This is a genomic window from Micromonospora sp. NPDC049891 (assembly GCF_040660295.1).
Lineage (GTDB): Bacteria > Actinomycetota > Actinomycetes > Mycobacteriales > Micromonosporaceae > Micromonospora.
Map to the genome: position 1 here is coordinate 93287 of NZ_JBFAML010000001.1, position 21402 is coordinate 114688.

Below are 21402 nucleotides of genomic sequence, written 5' to 3' on the forward strand. Positions count from 1 at the left end.
GCTATGGGTATCGAGGAGAAACTTCCCGCCGGCGTCCTGCTCACCTCGGTGGAGAAGCTGGTCAACTGGTCGCGCAAGTCGTCGGTCTGGGGTGCCACGTTCGGCCTGGCCTGCTGCGCGATCGAGATGATGGCCGCCGGTGGTCCGCACTACGACATGGGCCGGTGGGGCATGGAGGTCTTCCGGGCCTCGCCCCGGCAGGCCGACCTGATGATCGTCGCTGGCCGGGTGAGCCAGAAGATGGCCCCGGTGCTGCGCCAGATCTACGACCAGATGGCCGAGCCCCGCTGGGTGCTCTCCATGGGCGTCTGCGCCAGCAGCGGCGGCATGTTCAACAACTACGCCATCGTGCAGGGCGTCGACCACGTCGTGCCTGTCGACATGTACCTGCCGGGCTGCCCGCCCCGGCCGGAGATGCTCATCGACGCGATCCTCAAGCTGCGCGAGAAGATCGGCCACGAGCCGCTCGGCCCGAACGGCCGCAAGATGCTGGCCGCCCGCGAGGCGCGCGGTGACGTGCCGGTGGTGCCGTACGGCTCGATGCCGTCGTCGTACCGCAGCGACAAGGCCCGGCGGGCCGAGTGGACGAAGGCCGTCCGCGAGGGCCGCGAGGAGCAGCTGCGGATCGAGAACTGGATGAAGGCCCAGAACCACCTCCACCCGTACGGGGGGATCAAGTGACTGACGACAAGCCGACCACCGGTGGCGTACCGGTCCCGGTGACGCCGGCCGGTGCGACCAGTGGCGCGCCCGCCGAGTTCCCGCCGGCCGCCCCGGCCGGTCGGGGCATGTTCGGCAACCAGGGCACCGGTGACGTCTCCGGATTCGGTGGGCTGGTCCGCCAGCACCGCGAGATCGAGGACTCACCGCGACCGTACGGCGGCTACTTCGACGAGGTGCGGGACGCGCTGGAGGAGGCGTACCCGGCGTTCGGCGAGGCGATCGAGAAGGTCGTGGTCGACCGGGGCGAGCTGACCCTGCACATCCGCCCGGAGCGGATCGCCGAGGTCTGCCAGGTGATGCGGGACGACCCGGCGCTGCGGTTCGAGCTCTGCTCCTCGGTGTCCGGAGTGGACTACCTGGGTGCCGACGCCCGCCGGCTGCACATCGTCTACCAGCTCACCTCGATGACCTACCGGCGGCAGGTCCGGCTGGAGGCCGCGGTCAGCGTCGAGGAACCGCACCTGCCCAGTGTCACAGCCGTCTACCCGACCGCCGACTGGCAGGAGCGGGAGGCGTACGACATGTTCGGCGTCATCTTCGACGGCCACCCGGCGCTGACCCGGATCCTCATGCCGGACGACTGGGAGGGCCACCCGCAGCGCAAGGACTACCCCCTCGGCGGCGTGCCCGTGGAGTACAAGGGCGCCGAGATCCCGCCGCCCGACAAGCGGAGGTCGTACCAATGAGCGCGTCCAACTACGCCACCGAGCGCGAGACCACCGAGGGTCGGGTCTTCACCGTCACCGGTGGGGACTGGGACGACGTCGTCTCCGGCGTCGATCCGATCAACGAGGGTCGGATCGTCGTCAACATGGGCCCGCAGCACCCGTCCACGCACGGCGTGCTCCGGCTGATCCTGGAGCTTGAGGGCGAGACGGTCCGGGAGGCCCGCTCGGTCGTCGGCTACCTGCACACCGGCATCGAGAAGAACCTGGAGTACCGCAACTGGGTCCAGGGTTCGACGTTCGTGACCCGGATGGACTACCTCTCCCCGATCTTCAACGAGACGGCGTACTCGCTGGCCGTGGAGAAGCTGCTCGGCATCACCGACGACGTGACCGAGCGGGCCAACACCATCCGGGTGCTCATGATGGAGCTGAACCGGATCTCCTCACACCTGGTGTGGCTGGCCACCACGGGCATGGAGCTGGGCGCGATCTCGATCATGCTCTACGGCTTCCGGGAGCGCGAGTACATCCTGGAGATCTTCGAGCTGATCACCGGCCTGCGGATGAACCACGCGTACGTCCGGCCGGGCGGCGTCGCCCAGGACGTGCCGGACGAGGCGATCGTCAAGATCCGTGAGTTCCTCAAGGTCATGCCGAAGCGCCTCAAGGAGTACGAGGACCTGCTCTCCGGCCAGCCGATCTGGCTGGAGCGGACGCAGAACGTGGCGGTGCTCGACGTGACCGGCTGTCTGGCGCTCGGCGTCACCGGGCCGGTGCTCCGCTCCGCCGGTCTGGCCTGGGACCTGCGCAAGACCATGCCGTACTGCGGCTACGAGACCTACGAGTTCGACGTGCCGACCCACCCCGACGGCGACGTCTGGGGCCGCTACCTGGTCCGGCTGGCCGAGATCCGCGAGTCGCTGAAGCTCGTCGAGCAGGCGCTGGACCGGCTCAAGCCCGGCCCGGTGATGGTGGCCGACAAGAAGATCGCCTGGCCGGCACAGCTGGCCATCGGCGTCGACGGCATGGGCAACTCGCTGGAGCACGTCGCGAAGATCATGGGCCAGTCGATGGAATCCCTGATCCACCACTTCAAGCTGGTGACGGAGGGCTTCCGGGTGCCGCCGGGCCAGGTGTACGTGGCGATCGAGTCGCCCCGCGGCGAGCTGGGCGTGCACGCGGTCTCCGACGGCGGGACCCGGCCGTACCGGGTGCACTACCGGGAGCCGAGTTTCGTCAACCTCCAGGCCCTGCCGGCGATGGCCGAGGGTGGCCTGATCGCCGACGTGATCGCCGGCGGCGCCTCGCTGGACCCCGTCATGGGAGGTTGTGACCGGTGACTGTCTTCACCGAAGAGACGCGGACCCGGGCGCGGGAGATCATCGCGCGCTACCCGGCGGACCGGTCCCGCTCGGCCCTGCTGCCGTTGCTGCACCTCGTGCAGGCCGAGGAGGGTTACGTCTCCCCGGCCGGCGTGGCGTTCTGCGCCGAGGTGCTCGGCCTGAACAAGGCCCAGGTCGGCGCGGTGGCCAGCTTCTACACCATGTACAAGCGCCGGCCGACCGGTGACTGGCTGGTGAGCGTCTGCACCAACACCATGTGCAACGTGCTCGGTGGCCAGGAGGTCTACGACACCCTCGCCGAGCACCTGGGCGTCGGGCACGACGAGACCACCGCCGACGGCAAGGTCACCCTGGAGCACGCCGAGTGCCTGGCCGCCTGTGACTACGGCCCGGTGATGACCGTCAACTACGACTTCTTCGACGGTGTCGACCCGCAGGCCGCGGTCGGGGTGGTCGACGAGCTGCGCGCCGGTGGCCGGCCCACGCCGAGCCGTGGTGCCCGCCTCTGCACCCTGAAGGAGATGGCGGTCCAGCTCGCCGGCTTCGCCGACGAGCGGGAAGGTGCCGTCGCCGACGGTGTGCCGGGCGAGCCGACGCTGCGCGGTCTGCGGCTGGCCCAGCAGCACGGCATCTCGGCGCCGGGCTTCGACCCGAACACCCCGATCCGCAGCGGCCGGGACGGCGACAAGCCCGCGCCGGCCACCCCGGCGAAGTCCGCGCCGACCGGCAGCACCGCGCCCGACGTTCCGGCGCCGGACCGCAAGTCGCCGCAGGTGCGTACCGCCGAGACCCGGCAGCCGGACGCGAAGACCGCAGTGCCGGACGCCCCCGGCACCAAGGTTCCCGTCGACGGGCAGCCGCCCGCGTCGGGCGACGCCCGGGCGGCGGAGGCCGCCGGTGCGGCAGCCAACAAGCCGGCGGGCGACGCCAAGCCGGCCGGTGACGACACCGGGGCGCAGGAGCGCAACCTCAGGGAAGCGGAGTCGGCCGGCGGCGGTCAGGACTCCGCGCACGACAAGGGGGCTCAGAAGTGACCACGCCTGCGCCGGAGACCCTGGCCAAGTTGACGCCCGTGCTCACCAAGCGCTGGCTGTCCCCTGACGCCTGGCGGATCGACACCTACGAGAAGCTGGACGGCTACGCGGCGCTGCGCAAGGCGATCAAGGCGCACCCGGACGACCTGATCCAGCTGGTGAAGGATTCCGGGCTGCGCGGTCGCGGCGGCGCGGGCTTCCCCACCGGTCTCAAGTGGGGCTTCATCCCGCAGGGCGACGGCAAGCCGCACTACCTCGTGGTCAACGCCGACGAGGGTGAGCCCGGCACCTGCAAGGACCTGCCGCTGATGACCCACGACCCGCACTCGCTCGTCGAGGGCGTCATCATCGCCTCGTACGCGATCCGGGCCAACCGGGCCTACATCTACATCCGGGGCGAGGCCGTGCACGCCGCCCGCCGGCTGCGCAACGCGGTGAACGAGGCGTACGCCAAGGGCTACCTCGGGCGCGACATCCTCGGCTCCGGTTTCGACCTGGACCTGGTGGTCCACTCGGGTGCCGGCGCGTACATCTGCGGGGAGGAGACGGCGCTGCTCGACTCCCTGGAGGGCTTCCGTGGTCAGCCCCGGTTGCGCCCGCCGTTCCCGGCCACCCACGGGCTGTACGCCAGCCCCACCGTGGTCAACAACGTCGGCACCATCGCCAGCGTGCCGTACATCGTGCTGGGCGGCGCGGACTGGTGGAAGTCGATGGGCACCGAGAAGTCCGCCGGCCCGATGATCTACTCGCTCTCCGGTCGGATCGCCAACCCCGGCCAGTACGAGTGCGGCCTCGGCATCACCCTGCGCGAGCTGATCGAGCTGGCCGGTGGGATGCAGCCGGGTCACAACCTGAAGTTCTGGACCCCGGGCGGATCGTCGACCCCGCTGCTCACCGCCGAGCACCTGGACGTGCCGCTGGACTTCGAGGGGGTGGCCGCCGCCGGCTCGATCCTCGGCACCACGGCCACGCAGATCTTCTCCGACCAGGACTGCCCGGTCTACGCGACGTACCGGTGGCTGGAGTTCTACCACCACGAGTCGTGCGGCAAGTGCACCCCGTGCCGGGAGGGCAACTACTGGATGGTCCGGGTCTACCGGCGCATTCTGGCCGGCCAGGGCACTCAGGACGACCTGGACACCCTGCTCGACACCTGTGACAACATCCTCGGCCGCTCGTTCTGCGGCCTGGGTGACGGTGCCACCAGCCCGGTGACCTCGTCGCTGAAGTACTTCAAGCAGGACTACCTCGACTACATCGAGGGACGGACCGCGCCGAAGTTGTCCGACAAGCAGTTGGTGGGAGCCCACTAATGACGGACGTTGCCAAGCCGACCGAGACGGTCACCCTCACCATCGACGGCGTCGAGGTCACCGCCCCCAAGGGGGCGCTGCTGATCCGGGTCGCCGAGCAGATGGGCACCGAGATCCCCCGGTTCTGCGACCACCCGCTGCTGGCTCCGGCCGGTGCCTGCCGGCAGTGCCTGGTGGAGGTGGAGGGGCAGCGCAAGCCCGTCGCCTCCTGCACCCAGACGGTCGCCGACGGCATGGTGGTCCGTACCCAGCTCACCTCCCCGGTCGCCAAGAAGGCGCAAGAGGGGATCATGGAGCTGCTGCTGGTGAACCACCCGCTCGACTGCCCGATGTGTGACAAGGGCGGCGAGTGCCCGCTGCAGAACCAGGCGATGTCGACGGGCCGCACCGACTCGCGGTTCCACGAGCACAAGCGGGAGTACCCGAAGCCGCTGCCGATCAGCACCCAGGTGCTGCTCGACCGCGAGCGCTGCGTGCTCTGCCAGCGGTGCACCCGGTTCTCCGAGGAGATCGCCGGCGACAAGTTCATCGACCTGATGAACCGCTCCTCCGCCGAGGAGATCAACATCTACCGGGACGAGGACTACGGGACCGAGGGCGAGGACGGCGACGTCCCGTTCAACTCGTACTTCTCCGGCAACACGGTGCAGATCTGCCCGGTCGGCGCGCTCACCGGCACCCAGTACCGCTTCCGCGCCCGCCCGTTCGACCTGGTCTCCAGCCCGAGCGTGTGCGAGCACTGCTCGGCCGGCTGCGCCCAGCGCACCGACTGGCGTCGGGGCAAGGTGCTGCGCCGCCTGGCCGGCGACGATCCGCAGGTGAACGAGGAGTGGAACTGCGACAAGGGGCGGTGGGGCTTCCAGTACGCCCGCGCCGCCGACCGGCTCACCACCCCGCTGGTCCGCGATGAGCACACCGGCGAGCTGCGGGAGGCGTCCTGGAGCGAGGCGCTGAGCGTCGCCGCCGAAGGGCTGCGGGCCGCCCGGGACACCGGACAGGGCGCCGCGGTGCTCACCGGCGGTCGGCTGACCGTCGAGGACGCGTACGCGTACGCCAAGTTCGCCCGGGTCGCGCTGCACACAAACGACATCGACTTCCGCGCCCGCCCGGTCTCCCGCGAGGAGGCCGACTTCCTGGCCAGCACGGTCGCCGGCAGCACCGACGTCACCTACACCGACGTCGAGAACGCACCGGCGGTGGTGCTCGTCGGCCTGGAACCGGAGGAGGAGTGCCCGATCCTCTTCCTGCGGCTGCGCAAGGCGTACCTGAAGAACAAGCTGAAGGTGTACGCGATCGCTCCGTTCGCCACCCGTGGCCTGGAGAAGCTCGGTGCCAAGCTGGCCCGGGTGGTGCCGGGTGAGGAGGCCGGGGTGCTCGCCGAGCACGCCACCGTCGCCGAGGCGCTCAGCGCCGAAGGGGCGATCCTGATCGTCGGCGAGCGGCTGGCCACCGTCCCAGGTGGCCTCTCCGCCGCCGCCGAGGTGGCCGCGCGTACCGGGGCGAAGCTGGCCTGGGTGCCGCGACGCGCGGGTGACCGCGGTGCCGTGGACACCGGTTGCCTGCCCAACCTGCTGCCCGGCGGCCGACTGGTCACCGAGCCGGCGGCCCGCGCCGAGCTGGGCGAGGCGTGGGACATCCCGGCCGGGGTGATCCCGAGTCAGGCGGGCCGGGACACCGACGCGATCCTCGCCGCCGCGGCCGGGGGGCAGGTCGGCGCGCTCGTGGTGGCCGGGGTGGATCCGGCCGACCTGGCCGACCCGCGGCTGGCCGAGCAGGCCCTGGACACGGTGCCGTTCCTGGTCAGCCTGGAGCTGCGGGCCAGTGCGGTCACCCGCCGGGCGAACGTGGTCCTCCCGGTCGCGCCGGTGGTGGAGAAGGCTGGCAGCTTCCTGGACTGGGAAGGCCGGCTGCGCCCGTTCGACGCGGTGCTGCACACCGCCGCGATGACCGACGGCCGGGTGCTCGACGCGCTCGCCGCCCAGTTGGACGTGCGGCTGGGCACCGGGGACGTGCTGACGGTCCGGCGTGAGCTGGGCAGCCTGCCGGTGACCCGGGTGGGTCGCCCGGCCGCCCCCACCGTCGCGCCGACGTCGGTGCCCCAGCCGGGTGCCGGCGAGGCGGTGCTGGCGACCTGGCACCAGCTTGTCGACCTGGGCAGCCTCACCGACGGCGACGAGCACCTGGGTGGCACCGCCCGCCCGCCGGTGGTCCGGCTCGGCAAGGGCAGCGCGGAGGCGCTCGGCGTCGCCGACGGCGACCCGGTCACGGTGGGCACCGACCGGGGTGCGCTCACCCTGCCGGCGGCGATCACCGAGATGCCTGACGGTGTGGTCTGGCTCCCCACCAACTCGCCCGGTTCGACGGTGCGGCGCAGCCTGGGTGCCACCTCCGGTGCGGTGGTACGGATCTCGGCACCCGGCACCACCGGGCCGGTCGCCGCCGACGCGGCGGGCCGGCCGGGCCCGATCCTCAACTCCTCCGGGGGTACGGCATGAACTACCTTGCGCAGGCGCCGTCGCTCAGCGACTTCGGCCACGACCCGTGGTGGCTGATCCTCGGCAAGATTGTCTTCGCGTTCGTGGTCGCCCTGCTCGGCACGCTGCTCGGCGTCTGGTTCGAGCGGCGGGTCGTCGGCTTCATGCAGGTCCGGCCCGGGCCGAACCAGCTCGGCCCGTTCGGCCTGCTCCAGACGCTCGCCGACGGCCTGAAGATGGCCTTCAAGGAGGACATCCTCCCGCGCTCGGCGGACAAGGTCATCTACTTCTTCGCCCCGGCCATCTCGGTGATCTGCGCGGTCACCGCGCTGTCGGTGATCCCGTTCGGCCCGATGGTGAGCATCTTCGGCCACCAGACGCCGTTGCAGGTCACCGACGTGCCGGTGGCGGTGCTCGTGGTGCTCGCTCTCTCGTCGATGGCGGTCTACGGCATCGTGCTCGCCGGCTGGGCCTCTGGCTCGACCTACCCGCTGCTCGGCGGCCTGCGGTCCGCCGCCCAGCTGATCTCCTACGAGGTGGCGCTGGGCCTGTCCATCGTGGCGGTGTTCATGCTCGCCGGCACGATGTCCACGAGTGAGATCGTGGCCGCCCAGGGCAGCAAGACGGAGCTGAGCCTGTTCGGCGTCGACATCCCGGCGCCGGGCTGGTACGCGCTGCTGCTCTTCCCGAGCTTCATCGTCTTCTTCATCTCCATCGTCGGTGAGACCAACCGGCCGCCGTTCGACCTGCCGGAGGCGGAGTCGGAGCTGGTGGCCGGCTTCATGACCGAGTACAGCTCGCTCAAGTTCGCGCTGATCATGCTCAGCGAGTACGTCGCGATGGTGACCATGTCGGCCTTCACCGTGACGCTCTTCCTGGGCGGTTGGCACGCGCCGTGGCCGATCACCATCTGGTCGGGTGCCAACTCCGGCTGGTGGCCGCTGCTCTGGTTCTTCGGCAAGGTCATCCTGCTGGTCTTCGTCTTCGTCTGGCTGCGTGGCACGCTGCCCCGGCTGCGGTACGACCAGCTGATGCGCTTCGGCTGGAAGGTGCTCATCCCGATCAGCCTGGTCTGGATCGTGATCCTCGCCGGTCTGCGCACCATCGACGACTGGGACACCCAGAGCCGGATGTACGCCATCGGCATCCCGGCCGGCATCGTGCTGCTCGCCGCGCTGTTCTGGCCGAGCCGCAAGGCGGCCCCGAAGCCGACGCTCGTCGAGCAGGTCGAGAACCGGCCGCCGGGCAGCTTCCCGCTGCCCCCGATGGATCTCCAGGTACCACCGAGCCCGCGCACCCGGCGCATGGTCGCCGAGCGGGAGCCGGCAAACGCTCCCGCCGGCCAGGACTCTGAGGAGGTGTGACGTGGGCGCGATCACCGGAACGTTCAAGGGCTTCGGGGTCACCTTCTCGCACATGTTCAGGAAGGTCGTCACCACCGACTACCCGTTCACCCCGCCGAAGCCGGCGCCGCGCTACCACGGGCGGCACATCCTCAACCGGCACCCGGACGGGCTGGAGAAGTGCATCGGCTGCGAGCTGTGCGCCTGGGCCTGCCCGGCGGACGCGATCTACGTCGAGGGTGGCGACAACACCGACGAGCAGCGCTTCTCGCCGGGCGAGCGGTACGCCAGCGTCTACCAGATCAATTACGCCCGCTGCATCTTCTGCGGGCTCTGCATCGAGGCGTGCCCGACCCGCTCGTTGACCATGAGCAACGAGTACGAGCTCGCCCGGGACAACCGCCAGGACCTGATCTTCACCAAGGAGCAGTTGCTGGCGCCGCTGCTGCCGGGGATGGAGCAGCCGCCGCACCCGATGCGGCTGGGTGACAGCGAGAAGGACTACTACATCGGCAGCCTCACCAACCCGGGCACCTCCGCCGGGGCGGAGCGCTCCCCGATGGGGCCGGGCCGCTACCAGGTGGACGAGCACCCGGGCGTCACCTTCCCCGGTGCCGAGCAGGCCGCCCAGCGGGCCGAGGCGGAGAAGGGGGAGCCGGCATGAGCGCCTCGACGCTGCTCGCCGCCTCCGGTGCGGTCTCCGGCGGCGAGGCGGTGACCTTCTGGATCCTCGCTCCGCTCGCGCTTGCCGGTGCGATCGGGATGGTCGCCGCCCGCAACGCGGTGCACTCGGCACTGTGGCTGGTGCTGACCATGCTCAGCCTCGGGGTGTTCTACGTGCTCCAGGCGGGGCCGTTCATCGGCATGGTGCAGATCATCGTCTACACCGGCGCGATCATGATGCTCTTCCTGTTCGTGCTGATGCTTGTCGGTCGGGAAGCCTCCGACTCGCTCATCGAGGTGCTGCGCGGCCAGCGGATCGCGGCGATCGGCCTGGGGCTCGGCTTCGCCGGCCTGCTCGGCAGCGGGGTTTACCGGGCCACGCAGGGCAGCACCCCGGTCGGCCTGGAGCAGGCCAACGCGGGCGGCAACGTGGAGGGCATCGCCCGGTTGCTCTTCACCGACTACGTCTTCGCCTTCGAGCTCACCGCGGCGCTGCTGATCACCGCAACCATCGGCGGCATGATCCTCGCGCACGTCGAGCGGCGCAAGGAGGACAAGCGCGACCAGGTGGCCACCATGAAGGCCCGCTTCGCGCCCGGCAACTACCCCGGCCCGAAGCCCGGCCCGGGTGTCTTCGCCACCTCCTCGTCGGTCGCCACCCCGGCCCGTCTGCCGGACGGGCGGCTGAGCGACCGCAGCACGCCGGACATCCTGCCGGTACGGGAGCTGACCGCCGAGGAGACCACGCTGAAGGGCACTGAGAAATGAGTGACTTCTTCTCGGTCGAGCCGAACTACTACCTGGTCCTCGCCGCGGTGCTGTTCACCATCGGCGCCGCCGGGGTGCTGGTCCGGCGCAACGCGATCGTGCTGTTCATGTGTGTCGAGCTGATGCTCAACGCGGCCAACCTGGCGCTTGTCACCTTCAGCCGGATGAACGGTGACCTCAACGGCCAGATCATGGCGTTCTTCGTGATGGTGGTGGCGGCGGCCGAGGTCGTGGTCGGGTTGGCCATCATCATGGCGATCTTCCGCACCCGACGCTCCGCCAGCGTCGACGACGCCAACCTGTTGAAGTACTAGAGGGGCCCACCGGTGGACGAAATCATGACGTACGCCCAGGCTGCTCCGGCCGAGACCGTCTCGTACGCGACGGCGGACGGGCTGCTGAGCAGCGTCTGGCTGCTGGTGGCCATCCCGCTGGCCAGCGCGGCGATCCTGCTGCTGCTCGGCCGGCGGGCCGACCGGTGGGGGCACTGGCTCGGGGTGGCCGCCGTCGGCGCCGCCTTCCTGCTCGGCCTGAGCTACTTTCTCGGTCTGCGCGGCCTGGAGAACAGGTCGGTCGAGCTGAGCCTCTGGGACTTCATCGCGGTCGGCGGCCTGCAGGTGGACTTCGGTCTGCTGTTCGATCCGCTGGCCGGGGTCTTCGTCCTGCTGATCACCGGTGTGGGCTTCCTGATCCACCTGTACGCGGTCGAGTACATGGCGCACGATGAGCGCCGCCGACTGTTCTTCGCGTACTTCAACCTCTTCATCGCCGCGATGTTGCTGCTGGTGCTCGGCAACAACTACGTGATGCTCTACTTCGGCTGGGAGGGCGTCGGTCTGGCGTCGTACCTGCTGATCTCCTTCTGGTACACCAAGCCGGCCGCCGCCACCGCTGGTAAGAAGGCGTTCCTGATGAACCGGGTCGGCGACGCCGGCCTGGCCATCGCCATCTTCATCATGTTCGCCACCCTCGGCACCACCCAGTACGACGAGGTGTTCAACGGCGTCGGCGCGCTGGCCGGCGGCACCGTGCTGGTGCTCGGCGTGCTGCTGCTGCTCGGCGCGGCCGGCAAGTCCGGCCAGTTCCCGCTCCAGGCGTGGTTGCCGGACGCGATGGAGGGCCCGACCCCGGTGTCGGCGCTGATCCACGCCGCGACGATGGTCACCGCCGGTGTCTACCTGATCGCCCGCTCCAACATCATCTTCTCGGCGAACGCCACGTTGCAGCTGGTGGTGGTGAGCGTCGGCGCGCTGACCCTGCTGATCGGCGCGATCATCGGCTGCGCCAAGGACGACATCAAGCGGGTGCTGGCCTGGTCCACGGTCAGCCAGATCGGCTACATGTTCCTCGGTGTCGGACTGGGTGGCGCGGCGTACGCGCTGGCCATCGTGCACCTGCTGGCGCACGGCTTCTTCAAGGCCAACATGTTCCTCGGTGCCGGCTCGGTCATGCACGGCATGAAGGACCAGGTGGACATCCGCCGCTTCGGTGCGCTGCGGAAGTACATGAAGATCACCTGGCTCACCTTCGGCGCGGGCTGGCTGGCCATCATCGGCATGATCCCGTTCTCCGGCTACTTCTCCAAGGAGCCGATCATCGCCGCCGCCTTCGAGCGGGAGGGCTGGACGGCCTGGCTGTTCGGCGGGGCGGCGGTGCTCGGTGCCGCGTTGACCGCCTTCTACATGACCCGGCTGTTCGTGCTGACCTTCCACGGGCCTAAGCGTTGGACCGAGGACATCGAGCACCCGCACGAGTCCCCGCCGCTGATGACCATCCCGCTGGTCCTGCTCGGCATCGGCTCGCTGGGCGCGGGTTGGCTGCTGGCCACCTCCGTGCCGGACTGGCTGACCACCACCGCCGGGCTCGGCACCGCCGAGGCGCACCACGACGCGGTGCTGCCGCACTGGGCGATCGTGGTGCTGTCGTTGGGCGTCACCGTGCTCGGTGCCGGGCTCGGCTGGTTCCTGTTCCGCAACGGGACGGCGACCTCACCGCAGCCGGCCGGGGTGCTGGTCACCGCCGCCCGCAAGAACCTCTACACCGACACGGTCAACGAGGCGGTCTTCGAGAAGCCCGGCATCTTCCTCACCCGGGCGCTCGTCTACCTCGACAACCGGGGCATCGACGGGCTGATCAACGGCCTGGCCGCGGGCGTCGGCGGCGGATCGGGCCGGCTCCGGCGGCTGCAGACCGGCTTCGTCCGGTCGTACGCCACCTCGATCCTGACCGGCGCGCTGCTGGTGGTGGCCGCCTTCCTGGCCGTACAGGCGGGGTGGTTGGCGTGATCGACCTCTTGAGGCTGTCGGCCTCTCAGGCGGCCGTCGCCGGCGGACCGCACAGTGACGACGGAGGTAAGGCCGCATAATGTCCGACTTCCCGTTCCTCTCGGTGCTCACCGTGGCGCCGCTTGTCGGCGCCGTGGTCGTCGCCCTCCTGCCGCGCAGCCGGCCGACGCTGGCGAAGCAGGTCGCGCTCGGCTGGTCGCTGCTGGTGCTGGCGCTGTCGGTGGTCATGTGGGTCACCTGGCAGGTCGACGGCCAGCGCTTCCAGTTCCGCGAGTCGTACCCGTGGATCCCGAACTGGGGGGTCAACTTCACCTTCGCCGCCGACGGCATCGCGCTCGTCATGCTGATGCTGATCGCGGTGCTGGTGCCGTTGGTGATCCTGGCCTCCTGGCACGACGCCGAGTCGTCCAAGCGCTCGGTGCCTGTCTACTTCGCGCTGCTGCTGGTCCTCGAATGCACGATGCTCGGTGTCTTCGCCGCCGCCGACGTCTTCCTGTTCTACGTGTTCTTCGAGGTCATGCTGGTGCCGATGTACTTCCTGATCGGCAGCTACGGCGGCCACCAGCGGCAGTACGCGGCGGTCAAGTTCTTCCTCTACTCGCTTGTCGGCGGCCTGTTCATGCTGGCCGCCGTGATCGGCCTGTGGGTGGTCGGCGGAAAGACCTTCGACTGGGTGGCGCTGTCGGAGGTGGACATCTCCACAGGTGCCGAGCGCTGGATCTTCCTCGGCTTCTTCATCGCCTTCGCGATCAAGGCGCCGTTCTTCCCGTTCCACACCTGGCTGCCGGACGCCGGTGGCGCGGCGCCCGCCGGAGCCGCCGCGCTGCTCGTCGGCGTCCTGGACAAGGTCGGCACCTTCGGCATCCTGCGGTACTGCCTGCCGCTGTTCCCGGACGCGGCCCAGTGGTTCGCGCCGTGGGCGCTGGGCCTGGCGGTGATCGGCATCATCTACGCGGCGCTGCTTGCCGTCGGGCAGAACGACCTCAAGCGGCTGGTGTCGTACACGTCGATCGCCCACTTCGGCTTCATCGGCGTGGGCATCTTCGCCTTCACCACCCAGGCGGGCACCGGGGCCGTGCTCTACATGGTCAACCACGGTCTCGCCACCGGGCTGCTCTTCCTGGTGGTGGGCATGCTGATCGCGCGCCGGGGCTCGGCGCTGGTGAGTGACTTCGGTGGCGCGGGCAAGCTGGTGCCGGTGCTGGCCGGCGTGCTCTTCTTCGCCGGCCTCGCCTCGCTGGCCCTGCCCGGCACCGCGCCGTTCGTCTCCGAGTTCCTGGTCCTGATCGGCACGTTCACCGTGAACAAACCGGTCGCCGTGATCGCCACGCTGGGCATCATCCTGGCGGCTGCGTACGTGCTGTGGATGGTGCAACGCACCACGCAGGGCACGCTCAACCCGGCGCTCACCGAGATCGACGGCATGAAGCGTGACCTCAACCTGCGCGAGAAGGTCGTCGTCGCCCCGCTGATCGCGCTGATCCTGGTGCTCGGCTTCTACCCGAAGCCGGTGACGGACGTGATCAACCCCGCCATCCAGGCGACCATGGAGGACGTCGGCCGGACCGACCCGGCCCCGTCGGTAGACACCGTCCAGGAGGCGAGCCGATGACCGAGCTTGAACTGCCGCCGATCGACTACGCGGCGATCGCGCCGATTCTGATCATGCTGGGCGCGGCGGTGGTCGGGGTACTGGTCGAGGCGTTCGTGCCTCGGCGGCTGCGGCATCCCGTGCAGCTGCCGCTGGCGGTGCTGGCAGTGCTCGCGGCGCTGACCATGGTGGTGGTCAACGCCGACAAGCGGGTGATCACCATCGGGGTGATCGCCGTCGACGGGCCGACGCTGTTCCTCCAGGGCGCGATCCTCGCGCTGTCGGCGGTGGCGCTGCTGCTGCTCGGCGAGCGGGCGGTCGAGCGGGGCGGCGCGTTCGTCGCCCAGGCCGCGGTGACAGCCGACTCGCCGGAGGACCGCCGGCAGGCGGAGAACGCCGGTGGCGCGGGTGAGGTGTACCCGCTCACCACGTTCGCCATCGCCGGCATGCTGATCTTCGTGGCGGCGAACGACCTGCTGACCATGTTCATCGCGCTCGAGGTCTTCTCGTTGCCGCTCTACCTGCTCTGCGCGCTGGCCCGTCGCCGGCGGCTGCTGAGCCAGGAGGCGGCGATGAAGTACTTCCTGCTCGGTGCGTACGCCTCGGCCTTCTTCCTGTTCGGGCTGGCGCTGATCTACGGCTTCACCGCCGGGCTCGGTGACCGGCAGGCGGGCGTCGACTTCGCCACGATCAACGCGGCAGTGGCGAACTCGACGGCCAGCCCGGTGCTGCTCTTCGCCGGTATGGCGCTCGTCGCGATCGGTCTGCTGTTCAAGGCGGCCGCCGCGCCGTTCCACGTCTGGACGCCTGACGTCTACCAGGGCGCTCCGACGCCGCTGACCGGGTTCATGGCGGCCTGCACCAAGGTCGCCGCGTTCGGTGCCCTGCTGCGGGTGTTCCATGTGGCCTTCGAGGGGGCCCGGTGGGACTTCACCCCGGTGCTGGGCGCTGTGGCGGTGCTCACCATGCTCGTCGGTTCGCTGTTCGCGGTGACCCAGACCGACATCAAGCGGCTGCTGGCGTACTCGTCGATCGCCAACGCCGGTTACCTGCTCATCGGGGTGCTGGCGCCGGGTAGCGAGGGCCTCTCCGGCACCATGTTCTACCTGGTCGCCTACGGCTTCACGGTGCTCGCCGCGTTCGCCGTGGTGACGCTGGTACGCGACGCCGACGGTGAGGCGACTCACCTGTCCCGCTGGGCCGGGCTGGGCCGGCGGTCGCCGGTCTACGCCTCGGTCTTCACCTTCGTCCTGCTCGCCTTCGCGGGTATCCCGCTGACCAGCGGCTTCATGGGCAAGGTCGCGGTCTTCGGTCCGGCGCTCGACGGTGGGCAGGTGTGGCTGGTCATCGCGGGTGTGCTGACCAGCATGGTGCTGGCCTTCCCGTACCTGCGGGTCGTGGTGCTGATGTGGCTCTCCGAGCCGGGTGACAGCACGCCGACGGTGGCCGTTCCGGGTGCGCTCACCTCGGCCGCACTTGTGATCGGGGTGCTCGCCACGCTGGTGCTCGGTGTCGCGCCGGCGCCGCTGCTCGACCTGGCATCCTCAGCCGCCGACTTCGTTCGGTAACGGCTGACCTGCCGTTCGAGGGCCGGCCCACGCGCTGTGGGCCGGCCCTCGCCGTGTATCCCCGGTCCGGTGCAGGTAGAACGTGTGTGGCATGGTGGAGGCGTGGTGATTAGGGGTGGCGAGGGTTCAGGTGTCACCGGCTCCGGTGGTCGCCGGAGCCGCTCCGGCGCGGCTCAGTTCGGCGCGCTCGGCCTCCACCTCGCCGACCCGCGTAGCGAGGAATCCGTCCTCGGCGTGCTGGCGGCGGTGGAGGCGGAGCTGCTGGCCAGTGTCGCCAGCGCCGACCCGTTCGTCACCGAGGCGGCCCGGCACCTGGTGGAGGCCGGCGGGAAGCGGTTCCGCCCGCTGCTGGTGGCCCTGGGTGCCCAGTTCGGCGACCCGGCCCGGGCCGAGGTCGTCTCAGCGGCCGTGGTGGTGGAGCTGACCCACCTGGCCACGCTCTACCACGACGACGTCATGGACGAGGCGCCGGTGCGCCGGGGCGCGCCCAGCGCCAACTCCCGGTGGACCAACTCGGTGGCCATCCTGGTCGGCGACTACCTCTTCGCCCGGGCCGCGGACGTCGCGGCCGAGCTGGGTCCGGAGGCGGTACGCCTCCAGGCGCGTACCTTCGCCCGGCTGGTCCACGGTCAGATCGCCGAGACCGTCGGCCCCCGTGCCGGCGACGACCCGGTGGCCCACTACCTGCGGGTGATCGCCGAGAAGACCGGCTCCCTGATCGCCACAAGTGCCCACTTCGGCGCCCAGTTCAGTGGGGCCGCGCCGGAGCACGTGGCAGCGCTGGCCGGGTACGGCGAGACCATCGGGGTGGCCTTCCAGCTCTCCGACGACCTGCTCGACATCGCCAGCGAGTCGACGGAGTCGGGCAAGACACCCGGCACCGACCTGCGGGAGGGGGTGCCCACCCTGCCGGTGCTCTACGCCCTCGCCTCCGACGACGCGGACGCCTCGTCCGTGCGGCTGCGGGAGATCCTGGCCACCGGGCCGCTCACCGACGACGCCCTGCACGCCGAGGCGCTCGGTCTGCTCCGGGAGAGCCCGGCGCTCAAGCGCTCCCGCGAGACCGTCCGCAGCTACGCCGAGGACGCCCGCGCCCAACTGGCACCCCTGCCGCCCGGCCCGGCCCGCCGCGCCCTCGAATCCCTCTGCGACCACATCGCCGACCGCACCAGCTAACCCCACCCCACCGGGTTGATCAAGAAGTTCTGGTCTCCGTGCGCGCGAATCCAGACGCAAACTTCTTGATCAACTGGGTGAGGCGGGTGGGGTGGGGAGTAGGCGGGTGGCGGTGAGCATGAGGGCGGCGGCGGCGAGCATGGCGACGGCGGCGGTGAGCCACATCGTGGGATAGCCGGCTGCGGCGGCGAGCGGGCCCAGGGCGAGTGGGCCGAGGCAGCCGCCCGCGTACACGCCGGTCTGGGTGATCGAGGTGGCCGCGGCCGGTGCCTGTGGATGCAGTCGGACCACCGCGAAGTTCATCAGCCCGGGCCAGGACCAGCCGAGGCCGAAGCCGAGCACCACGCCCACCACCAACGGCCCGGGGCCGCCCGCCGCGAGCAGGCTCAGCCCCACCGCGCCGGCCACCAGCAGACCGGCGATCACCGCGACGTGCCCGCCGGTGCGGCGGTCGGCCAGCCACCCGACCCCGATCCGGGCCGCCACGCAGACCGCGCTGCCGAGGGTCAGGGTGAGCCCGGCCATCCCCGGGCCGAGGCCCCGGTCGACCGAGGCGTCGACCACGAAGGTGCCCAACGCGTTCGCCGCCCCCGCGGCAAGCGTCGCGGCCACCCCGACCAGGACCAGTCCCGGGCTCGCGCCGCCGGCCCGTCCGGTGCGCCGGTGCGCGGGCCGGGTGCCGTGCGAGGGTACGGCTGGCAGGGTGGCCAGGGCGGCACCGGCGGCTGCCACGAAGGCCCAGCGCCAGCCGACGGTCAGCGCGAGGGTGGGTACCGCCACGCCGGCGAGCAGGGTGGAGACCGGGATGGCCGCCTGCTTGACGCCGAACGACAGGCCCTGCCGACGGGGCGGGACGTGCCGGGCGAGCAGCGCGTTGCTGGACAGTTGACCGAGGGCGTTCGCGGTGCCGGCCACGGCGAGCAGACCGACGAGCACCGGGTACGACCGGGCCGCCACCGCCACGGCGAGCAGACTGCCGGCGGAGACCACGATGCCGGTCCGGGCCACCACGGCGGCGCCCCACCGTTCGACGAGCGCACCTGAGGGAACCGAGGCGAGGGCGCCGACGGCGAAGTAGACCGCCACGACGAGCCCCAGGCCGGCGGGGGAGAAGCCCAACTCCTGCCGCATCTGCACGGCGAGACCGCCGACCAGGAAGACCGGCAGGACACAAGCGATCGTGACGCTTACCGCGACCGCACTGGCCCGGACGGGGTGTGCGGCGGTCGCCGAGGTACGCGGAGGGGCGATGTGGGTCATGGTGCGGCCAACCTACGCCAGCCGCATCTCGACGACGGAAAGTGCGGTCCACCTCACATCCCGTATCTGATGACCTTGGATCCTCCACCCGATCAGGCGTTTCGCGGCGGGCCGCTTTTTCATATGGTGTAAGTCCCCGGTGGCGGAGGTGGTTGTGCGTGACCCCCTGGCGGAACCTTCGGACCTGATCCGAAGTGTCTCCCGCGCGCTTCGAGTGCTCGAGTCGGTCGGTCGTGCCCCACGGGGCCTCACGGTCAAACAGATCGCCCGCCGCTGCGAGCTGACCGTGGCCACCACCTACCACCTGGTCCGCACCCTCGCGTACGAGGGCTACGTGATCCGTCGGGAGGACGGCACGTACATCGTGGGTCTTGAGGTGGCCGACCGCTACCGCGAACTGGTTGCCGCGTTCCGCGGCTCGCCGGCCATCGGGGAGAGCCTGCGGCGGGCGGCCCTGGAGACCGGCTGGAGCCACTTTCTGGGCCGGTTCGTGGGTGGCCAGGTGGCGATCACCGCCGTGGCGGAGGGGAACCGCTCGCCGTATCTGGAGGATCTCGTCCCCGGGTTCGACGAGGGCGCGCACGCGACAGCGCTCGGTAAGGCGCTGCTCGCCACGCTCACCACCGAGCAACGCCACCGCTACCTGCGGGAGTACGGCATGCGTCCGTTCACCAGCGCCACCCTCACCACCCCCGAGGCGTTCGAGGCGGACCTGACGGCCGGGGAGCGACGCGGGATGCAGCTGGAACTGGGCCAGTTCCGGCAGGGAGTGGCCTGCGCCGCCGTGCTTGTCAGCCCGGACAAGGACATGGAACGGCGGACGGTGCTGGCCTGTGCGCTGCCGGCCAGCGAGATGATGACCTCCGCCCGGGTGGTCCGGACGAAACTGCTCACCGCCGCGCGCACCATCGCCGACGGCCTGGCCGCCGACACCTGACCGCCGTCAGCTGCCGAGACGGCCCCCTCCCTGGTGGGGAGAGGGCCGTCGGAATGGCGGCCGGCGCGGTGCCGGGGCGGGGTCAGCTTCCGACCGGTCCGCCGTCCAGCCGCCAGGTCACCACCACGCCCGGCTTGGCGTAGTCGCCGTCGGGCCAGGTGGAGGCCGGCTTGTCGACAGTGGCACCGGTGATCTCACCCGGGTGCTGCACGGCCACGAAGACCGAGCGGTTGTCGTCGGTGATGAACGGACCGCAGGTCTCCGCACCGACCGGCACGGTCAGGAACTGCTTCAGGTGGCCGCGCTCCGGACCCTCGGTGGCCGTGGCGAAGAGGCCGTCGTTGCTGCCCAGCGCGTTACCGTCGGTGGAGATCCAGAGGTTGCCGGTGGCGTCGAACGCCACGTTGTCCGGGCAGGAGATCGGCGACACCTTGGTCTTGTCGTACCCGGCGAAGTAGGTCGACGGGTCCGCCGGGTCGCCGCAGACGATCGGCAGCGACCAGCTGAAGGCATCGGCGGTGTTGTCCCCCCGGTCCTCGACCAGTTCCAGGATCTGCCCGTGCCGGTTGGCGCTACGCGGGTTGGCCTCGTCCGCCGCCGGGTTGCTGCCGACGCCACGGTTCGTGTTGTTGGTGAGCGCCACGTACACCTTGCCGGTGAGCAGGCTCGGCTCGACGTCCTCCGGACGGTCCATCTTGGTCGCACCGACCTTGTCCCCGGCGAACCGGGTGAAGGTCAGCACCTCCGCGGCGGTCATCCCGTCCACGTAGGACCGGTTGCCGCTGACCAGCTTGATCCAGCGACCCTTGCCGTTGAAGGCACCGTCGCTGGGCAGGGTGCCGGAGCCGTCGATCTCAGCGGCGCTGGTCTGGTCGAGCTTGGCGACGTAGAGCGTGCCGGACTCCAGCAGCGTCAGGTTGTGCTTACGGGCGACCCAGGAGTCACCCTTCATGAACTTCTTGTCCGACACGAACTTGTACAGGTAGTCGAAGCGTTCGTCGTCACCCATGTACGCCACGACGTGCCCGCTGCGCGCGACGATGACGTTCGCGCCCTCGTGCTTGAACCGGCCGAGCGCGGTGTGCTTGCGCGGGCGGCTCTGCGGGTCGAACGGGTCGATCTCCACGATCCAGCCGTGCCGGTTGGCCTCGTTGGGGTGCTTGGCGAGGTCGAAGCGGTCGGCGACCCGGTCCCACTTGCGGCTGCCGCTGGGGTACCGGGCGGTGGTGCTGATGCCGTAGCGCGCCAGCCGGGCCTTCTCCGACTCCGGCGCCGCGTCGCCGCCGACGAAGTACTGGTTGAAGTTCTCCTCGCCGGAGAGCACCGTGCCCCACGGGGTCACGCCGCCGGCGCAGTTGTTCAGCGTGCCGATGACCGTACGGCCCTTCGGGTCGGCGGCCGTCTTCACGAACGACGAGCCGGCGGCCGGGCCGGTCAGCTCGAACGCGCTGCTCAGCGCATCGACCCGACGGTTGTACGGCCGGCGGCCGGAGCCGACGACCCGCCACTGACCGGAACCGGCGACCCGCTCGATCTCCACCACGGACATGCCGTGCGCGGCCATCGCCACCTTCACCTGCTCGACGGTGAGCGCGTCCTGGCTGGTGAAGCCGGGGAACATCAGGTCCTCGTTCGTGTACTCGTGGTTGACCACGAGCAGTGCCCGCTTGCCGCCCTTGTCCAGCGGCAGCACACCGACGAAGTCGTTGTTGTAGCCGAACTGCTTGGCCTGCGCGGCGGCGGTCTGCCGGCGCAGGTTGAACTCCGGCGCGCCTGGCACCACCGGGTCGCCCCAGCGGATGACCACGGCGTGGTCGTAGCCGTTCGGGACGACGAACGTGTCGAGGGTGTTCGGCGGGATCGGCTTGAAGGTCAGGGCACCGCTGCCCGGACGACGGCCGGTTGCCGCCGGCTGACCGGCCGGAGGCATCGGGGGGACCGGGGCGGCAGCGGCGGGAGCCGCGCCGGCCAGCGCACCGGCCGCGGCGCCGCTGAAACCGAGCACCAGGGCGCCGACCGCCCCGGCGCGGACCACACCGCGGCGGCTGACCTCGGCGTTCACCACGTCACCGAAGTAGGCGTTGTCGGAGGTGTTGGGTACCGGGTGGTCACAGGCGTTGCCGCAGCGGTAGAGGCAGGTCATGGCGTCGCGGCTGCCGTGGCGGGGGGTGCCCAGCAGCGGGAGCAGCCGGGGACGGTCGCTCATGGGGAGGATCCTCCTGAGGGTCGGTGCACGTCGGTGCAGGTCACCGACGC

17 protein-coding genes are annotated in these 21402 nt (G+C 70.5%); 15 read left to right on the forward strand and 2 right to left on the reverse strand.

The window, feature by feature from the left end:
• Window positions 1-3 precede the first annotated feature (3 nt).
• The 14 genes from AB0I71_RS00475 (at window position 4) to AB0I71_RS00540 (ending at window position 16949) form a co-directional block, all read left to right on the forward strand.
• Entirely contained in the window at window positions 4-681 is a 678-nt protein-coding gene (locus AB0I71_RS00475; RefSeq protein ID WP_093404021.1) for an NADH-quinone oxidoreductase subunit B, read from the forward strand.
• A complete protein-coding gene (locus AB0I71_RS00480; protein ID WP_357581101.1) occupies window positions 678-1409 on the forward strand; it encodes an NADH-quinone oxidoreductase subunit C in 732 nt (243 codons plus the stop codon). Before AB0I71_RS00475 ends, AB0I71_RS00480 begins: the two co-directional genes overlap by 4 nt.
• Window positions 1406-2731 carry an NADH-quinone oxidoreductase subunit D gene (locus AB0I71_RS00485; RefSeq protein ID WP_099847908.1) on the forward strand — a complete coding sequence of 442 codons (1326 nt, stop codon included), beginning with the start codon at window positions 1406-1408 and terminating at the stop codon, window positions 2729-2731. Before AB0I71_RS00480 ends, AB0I71_RS00485 begins: the two co-directional genes overlap by 4 nt.
• A complete protein-coding gene (nuoE, locus tag AB0I71_RS00490; RefSeq protein ID WP_357581102.1) occupies window positions 2728-3768 on the forward strand; it encodes an NADH-quinone oxidoreductase subunit NuoE in 1041 nt (346 codons plus the stop codon). The genes AB0I71_RS00485 and nuoE overlap by 4 nt, the downstream gene beginning before the upstream one ends.
• On the forward strand, window positions 3765-5081 hold the full coding sequence (gene nuoF / locus AB0I71_RS00495; RefSeq protein WP_099847906.1) for an NADH-quinone oxidoreductase subunit NuoF: 1317 nt from the start codon (window positions 3765-3767) through the stop codon (window positions 5079-5081). The genes nuoE and nuoF overlap by 4 nt, the downstream gene beginning before the upstream one ends.
• A complete protein-coding gene (locus tag AB0I71_RS00500; protein WP_357581103.1) occupies window positions 5081-7576 on the forward strand; it encodes an NADH-quinone oxidoreductase subunit G in 2496 nt (831 codons plus the stop codon). The genes nuoF and AB0I71_RS00500 overlap by 1 nt, the downstream gene beginning before the upstream one ends.
• Window positions 7573-8919 carry an NADH-quinone oxidoreductase subunit NuoH gene (gene nuoH, locus AB0I71_RS00505; RefSeq protein WP_357581104.1) on the forward strand — a complete coding sequence of 449 codons (1347 nt, stop codon included), beginning with the start codon at window positions 7573-7575 and terminating at the stop codon, window positions 8917-8919. Before AB0I71_RS00500 ends, nuoH begins: the two co-directional genes overlap by 4 nt.
• Before the next feature lies 1 nt (window position 8920).
• Window positions 8921-9562: an NADH-quinone oxidoreductase subunit NuoI gene (gene nuoI / locus AB0I71_RS00510; protein ID WP_357581105.1), complete on the forward strand. Its 642-nt coding sequence runs from the start codon at window positions 8921-8923 to the stop codon at window positions 9560-9562.
• Window positions 9559-10329: an NADH-quinone oxidoreductase subunit J gene (locus AB0I71_RS00515; protein WP_204019985.1), complete on the forward strand. Its 771-nt coding sequence runs from the start codon at window positions 9559-9561 to the stop codon at window positions 10327-10329. Before nuoI ends, AB0I71_RS00515 begins: the two co-directional genes overlap by 4 nt.
• Entirely contained in the window at window positions 10326-10643 is a 318-nt protein-coding gene (nuoK, locus tag AB0I71_RS00520) for an NADH-quinone oxidoreductase subunit NuoK (protein WP_013731028.1), read from the forward strand. The genes AB0I71_RS00515 and nuoK overlap by 4 nt, the downstream gene beginning before the upstream one ends.
• Before the next feature lie 24 nt (window positions 10644-10667).
• Complete coding sequence (nuoL, locus tag AB0I71_RS00525) at window positions 10668-12614, forward strand: NADH-quinone oxidoreductase subunit L (RefSeq protein WP_357581595.1); 1947 nt, start codon at window positions 10668-10670, stop codon at window positions 12612-12614.
• A 79-nt stretch (window positions 12615-12693) separates the two neighbouring features.
• Window positions 12694-14226 carry an NADH-quinone oxidoreductase subunit M gene (locus AB0I71_RS00530; RefSeq protein ID WP_357581106.1) on the forward strand — a complete coding sequence of 511 codons (1533 nt, stop codon included), beginning with the start codon at window positions 12694-12696 and terminating at the stop codon, window positions 14224-14226.
• Window positions 14223-15773, forward strand: a complete 1551-nt coding sequence (gene nuoN, locus AB0I71_RS00535; RefSeq protein WP_357581107.1) for an NADH-quinone oxidoreductase subunit NuoN — start codon at window positions 14223-14225, stop codon at window positions 15771-15773. Before AB0I71_RS00530 ends, nuoN begins: the two co-directional genes overlap by 4 nt.
• A 102-nt stretch (window positions 15774-15875) precedes the next feature.
• Window positions 15876-16949, forward strand: coding sequence for a polyprenyl synthetase family protein (locus AB0I71_RS00540; RefSeq protein ID WP_357581108.1), 1074 nt, complete (start codon window positions 15876-15878; stop codon window positions 16947-16949).
• 69 nt (window positions 16950-17018) lie between these two features.
• Here AB0I71_RS00540 and AB0I71_RS00545 read toward each other — a convergent pair whose 3' ends face one another.
• Window positions 17019-18209 (reverse strand): MFS transporter, encoded by a 1191-nt coding sequence (locus AB0I71_RS00545; protein ID WP_357581109.1) that lies wholly within the window; start codon window positions 18207-18209, stop codon window positions 17019-17021.
• A 154-nt stretch (window positions 18210-18363) separates the two neighbouring features.
• On the opposite strand from AB0I71_RS00545, the gene AB0I71_RS00550 reads away from it, so the two are divergent.
• The gene (locus tag AB0I71_RS00550) at window positions 18364-19146 is read left to right on the forward strand and encodes an IclR family transcriptional regulator C-terminal domain-containing protein (RefSeq protein WP_357581110.1); all 783 of its coding nucleotides are present in this window, start codon (window positions 18364-18366) and stop codon (window positions 19144-19146) included.
• Between the two features lie 82 nt (window positions 19147-19228).
• Here AB0I71_RS00550 and AB0I71_RS00555 read toward each other — a convergent pair whose 3' ends face one another.
• Window positions 19229-21352 carry a PhoX family phosphatase gene (locus AB0I71_RS00555; protein ID WP_357581111.1) on the reverse strand — a complete coding sequence of 708 codons (2124 nt, stop codon included), beginning with the start codon at window positions 21350-21352 and terminating at the stop codon, window positions 19229-19231.
• Window positions 21353-21402: the final 50 nt, after the last annotated feature.

Coding starts and splice junctions, on each gene's coding strand:
- AB0I71_RS00530 (WP_357581106.1), top strand. CDS start 12,694: ATGTCCGACTTCCCGTTCCTCTCGGTGCTCACCGTGGCGCCGCTTGTC.
- nuoL (WP_357581595.1), top strand. CDS start 10,668: ATGACGTACGCCCAGGCTGCTCCGGCCGAGACCGTCTCGTACGCGACG.
- AB0I71_RS00485 (WP_099847908.1), top strand. CDS start 1,406: ATGAGCGCGTCCAACTACGCCACCGAGCGCGAGACCACCGAGGGTCGG.
- nuoN (WP_357581107.1), top strand. CDS start 14,223: ATGACCGAGCTTGAACTGCCGCCGATCGACTACGCGGCGATCGCGCCG.
- AB0I71_RS00475 (WP_093404021.1), top strand. CDS start 4: ATGGGTATCGAGGAGAAACTTCCCGCCGGCGTCCTGCTCACCTCGGTG.
- nuoK (WP_013731028.1), top strand. CDS start 10,326: ATGAGTGACTTCTTCTCGGTCGAGCCGAACTACTACCTGGTCCTCGCC.
- AB0I71_RS00500 (WP_357581103.1), top strand. CDS start 5,081: ATGACGGACGTTGCCAAGCCGACCGAGACGGTCACCCTCACCATCGAC.
- AB0I71_RS00515 (WP_204019985.1), top strand. CDS start 9,559: ATGAGCGCCTCGACGCTGCTCGCCGCCTCCGGTGCGGTCTCCGGCGGC.
- AB0I71_RS00555 (WP_357581111.1), bottom strand. CDS start 21,352: ATGAGCGACCGTCCCCGGCTGCTCCCGCTGCTGGGCACCCCCCGCCAC.
- AB0I71_RS00545 (WP_357581109.1), bottom strand. CDS start 18,209: ATGACCCACATCGCCCCTCCGCGTACCTCGGCGACCGCCGCACACCCC.
- nuoH (WP_357581104.1), top strand. CDS start 7,573: ATGAACTACCTTGCGCAGGCGCCGTCGCTCAGCGACTTCGGCCACGAC.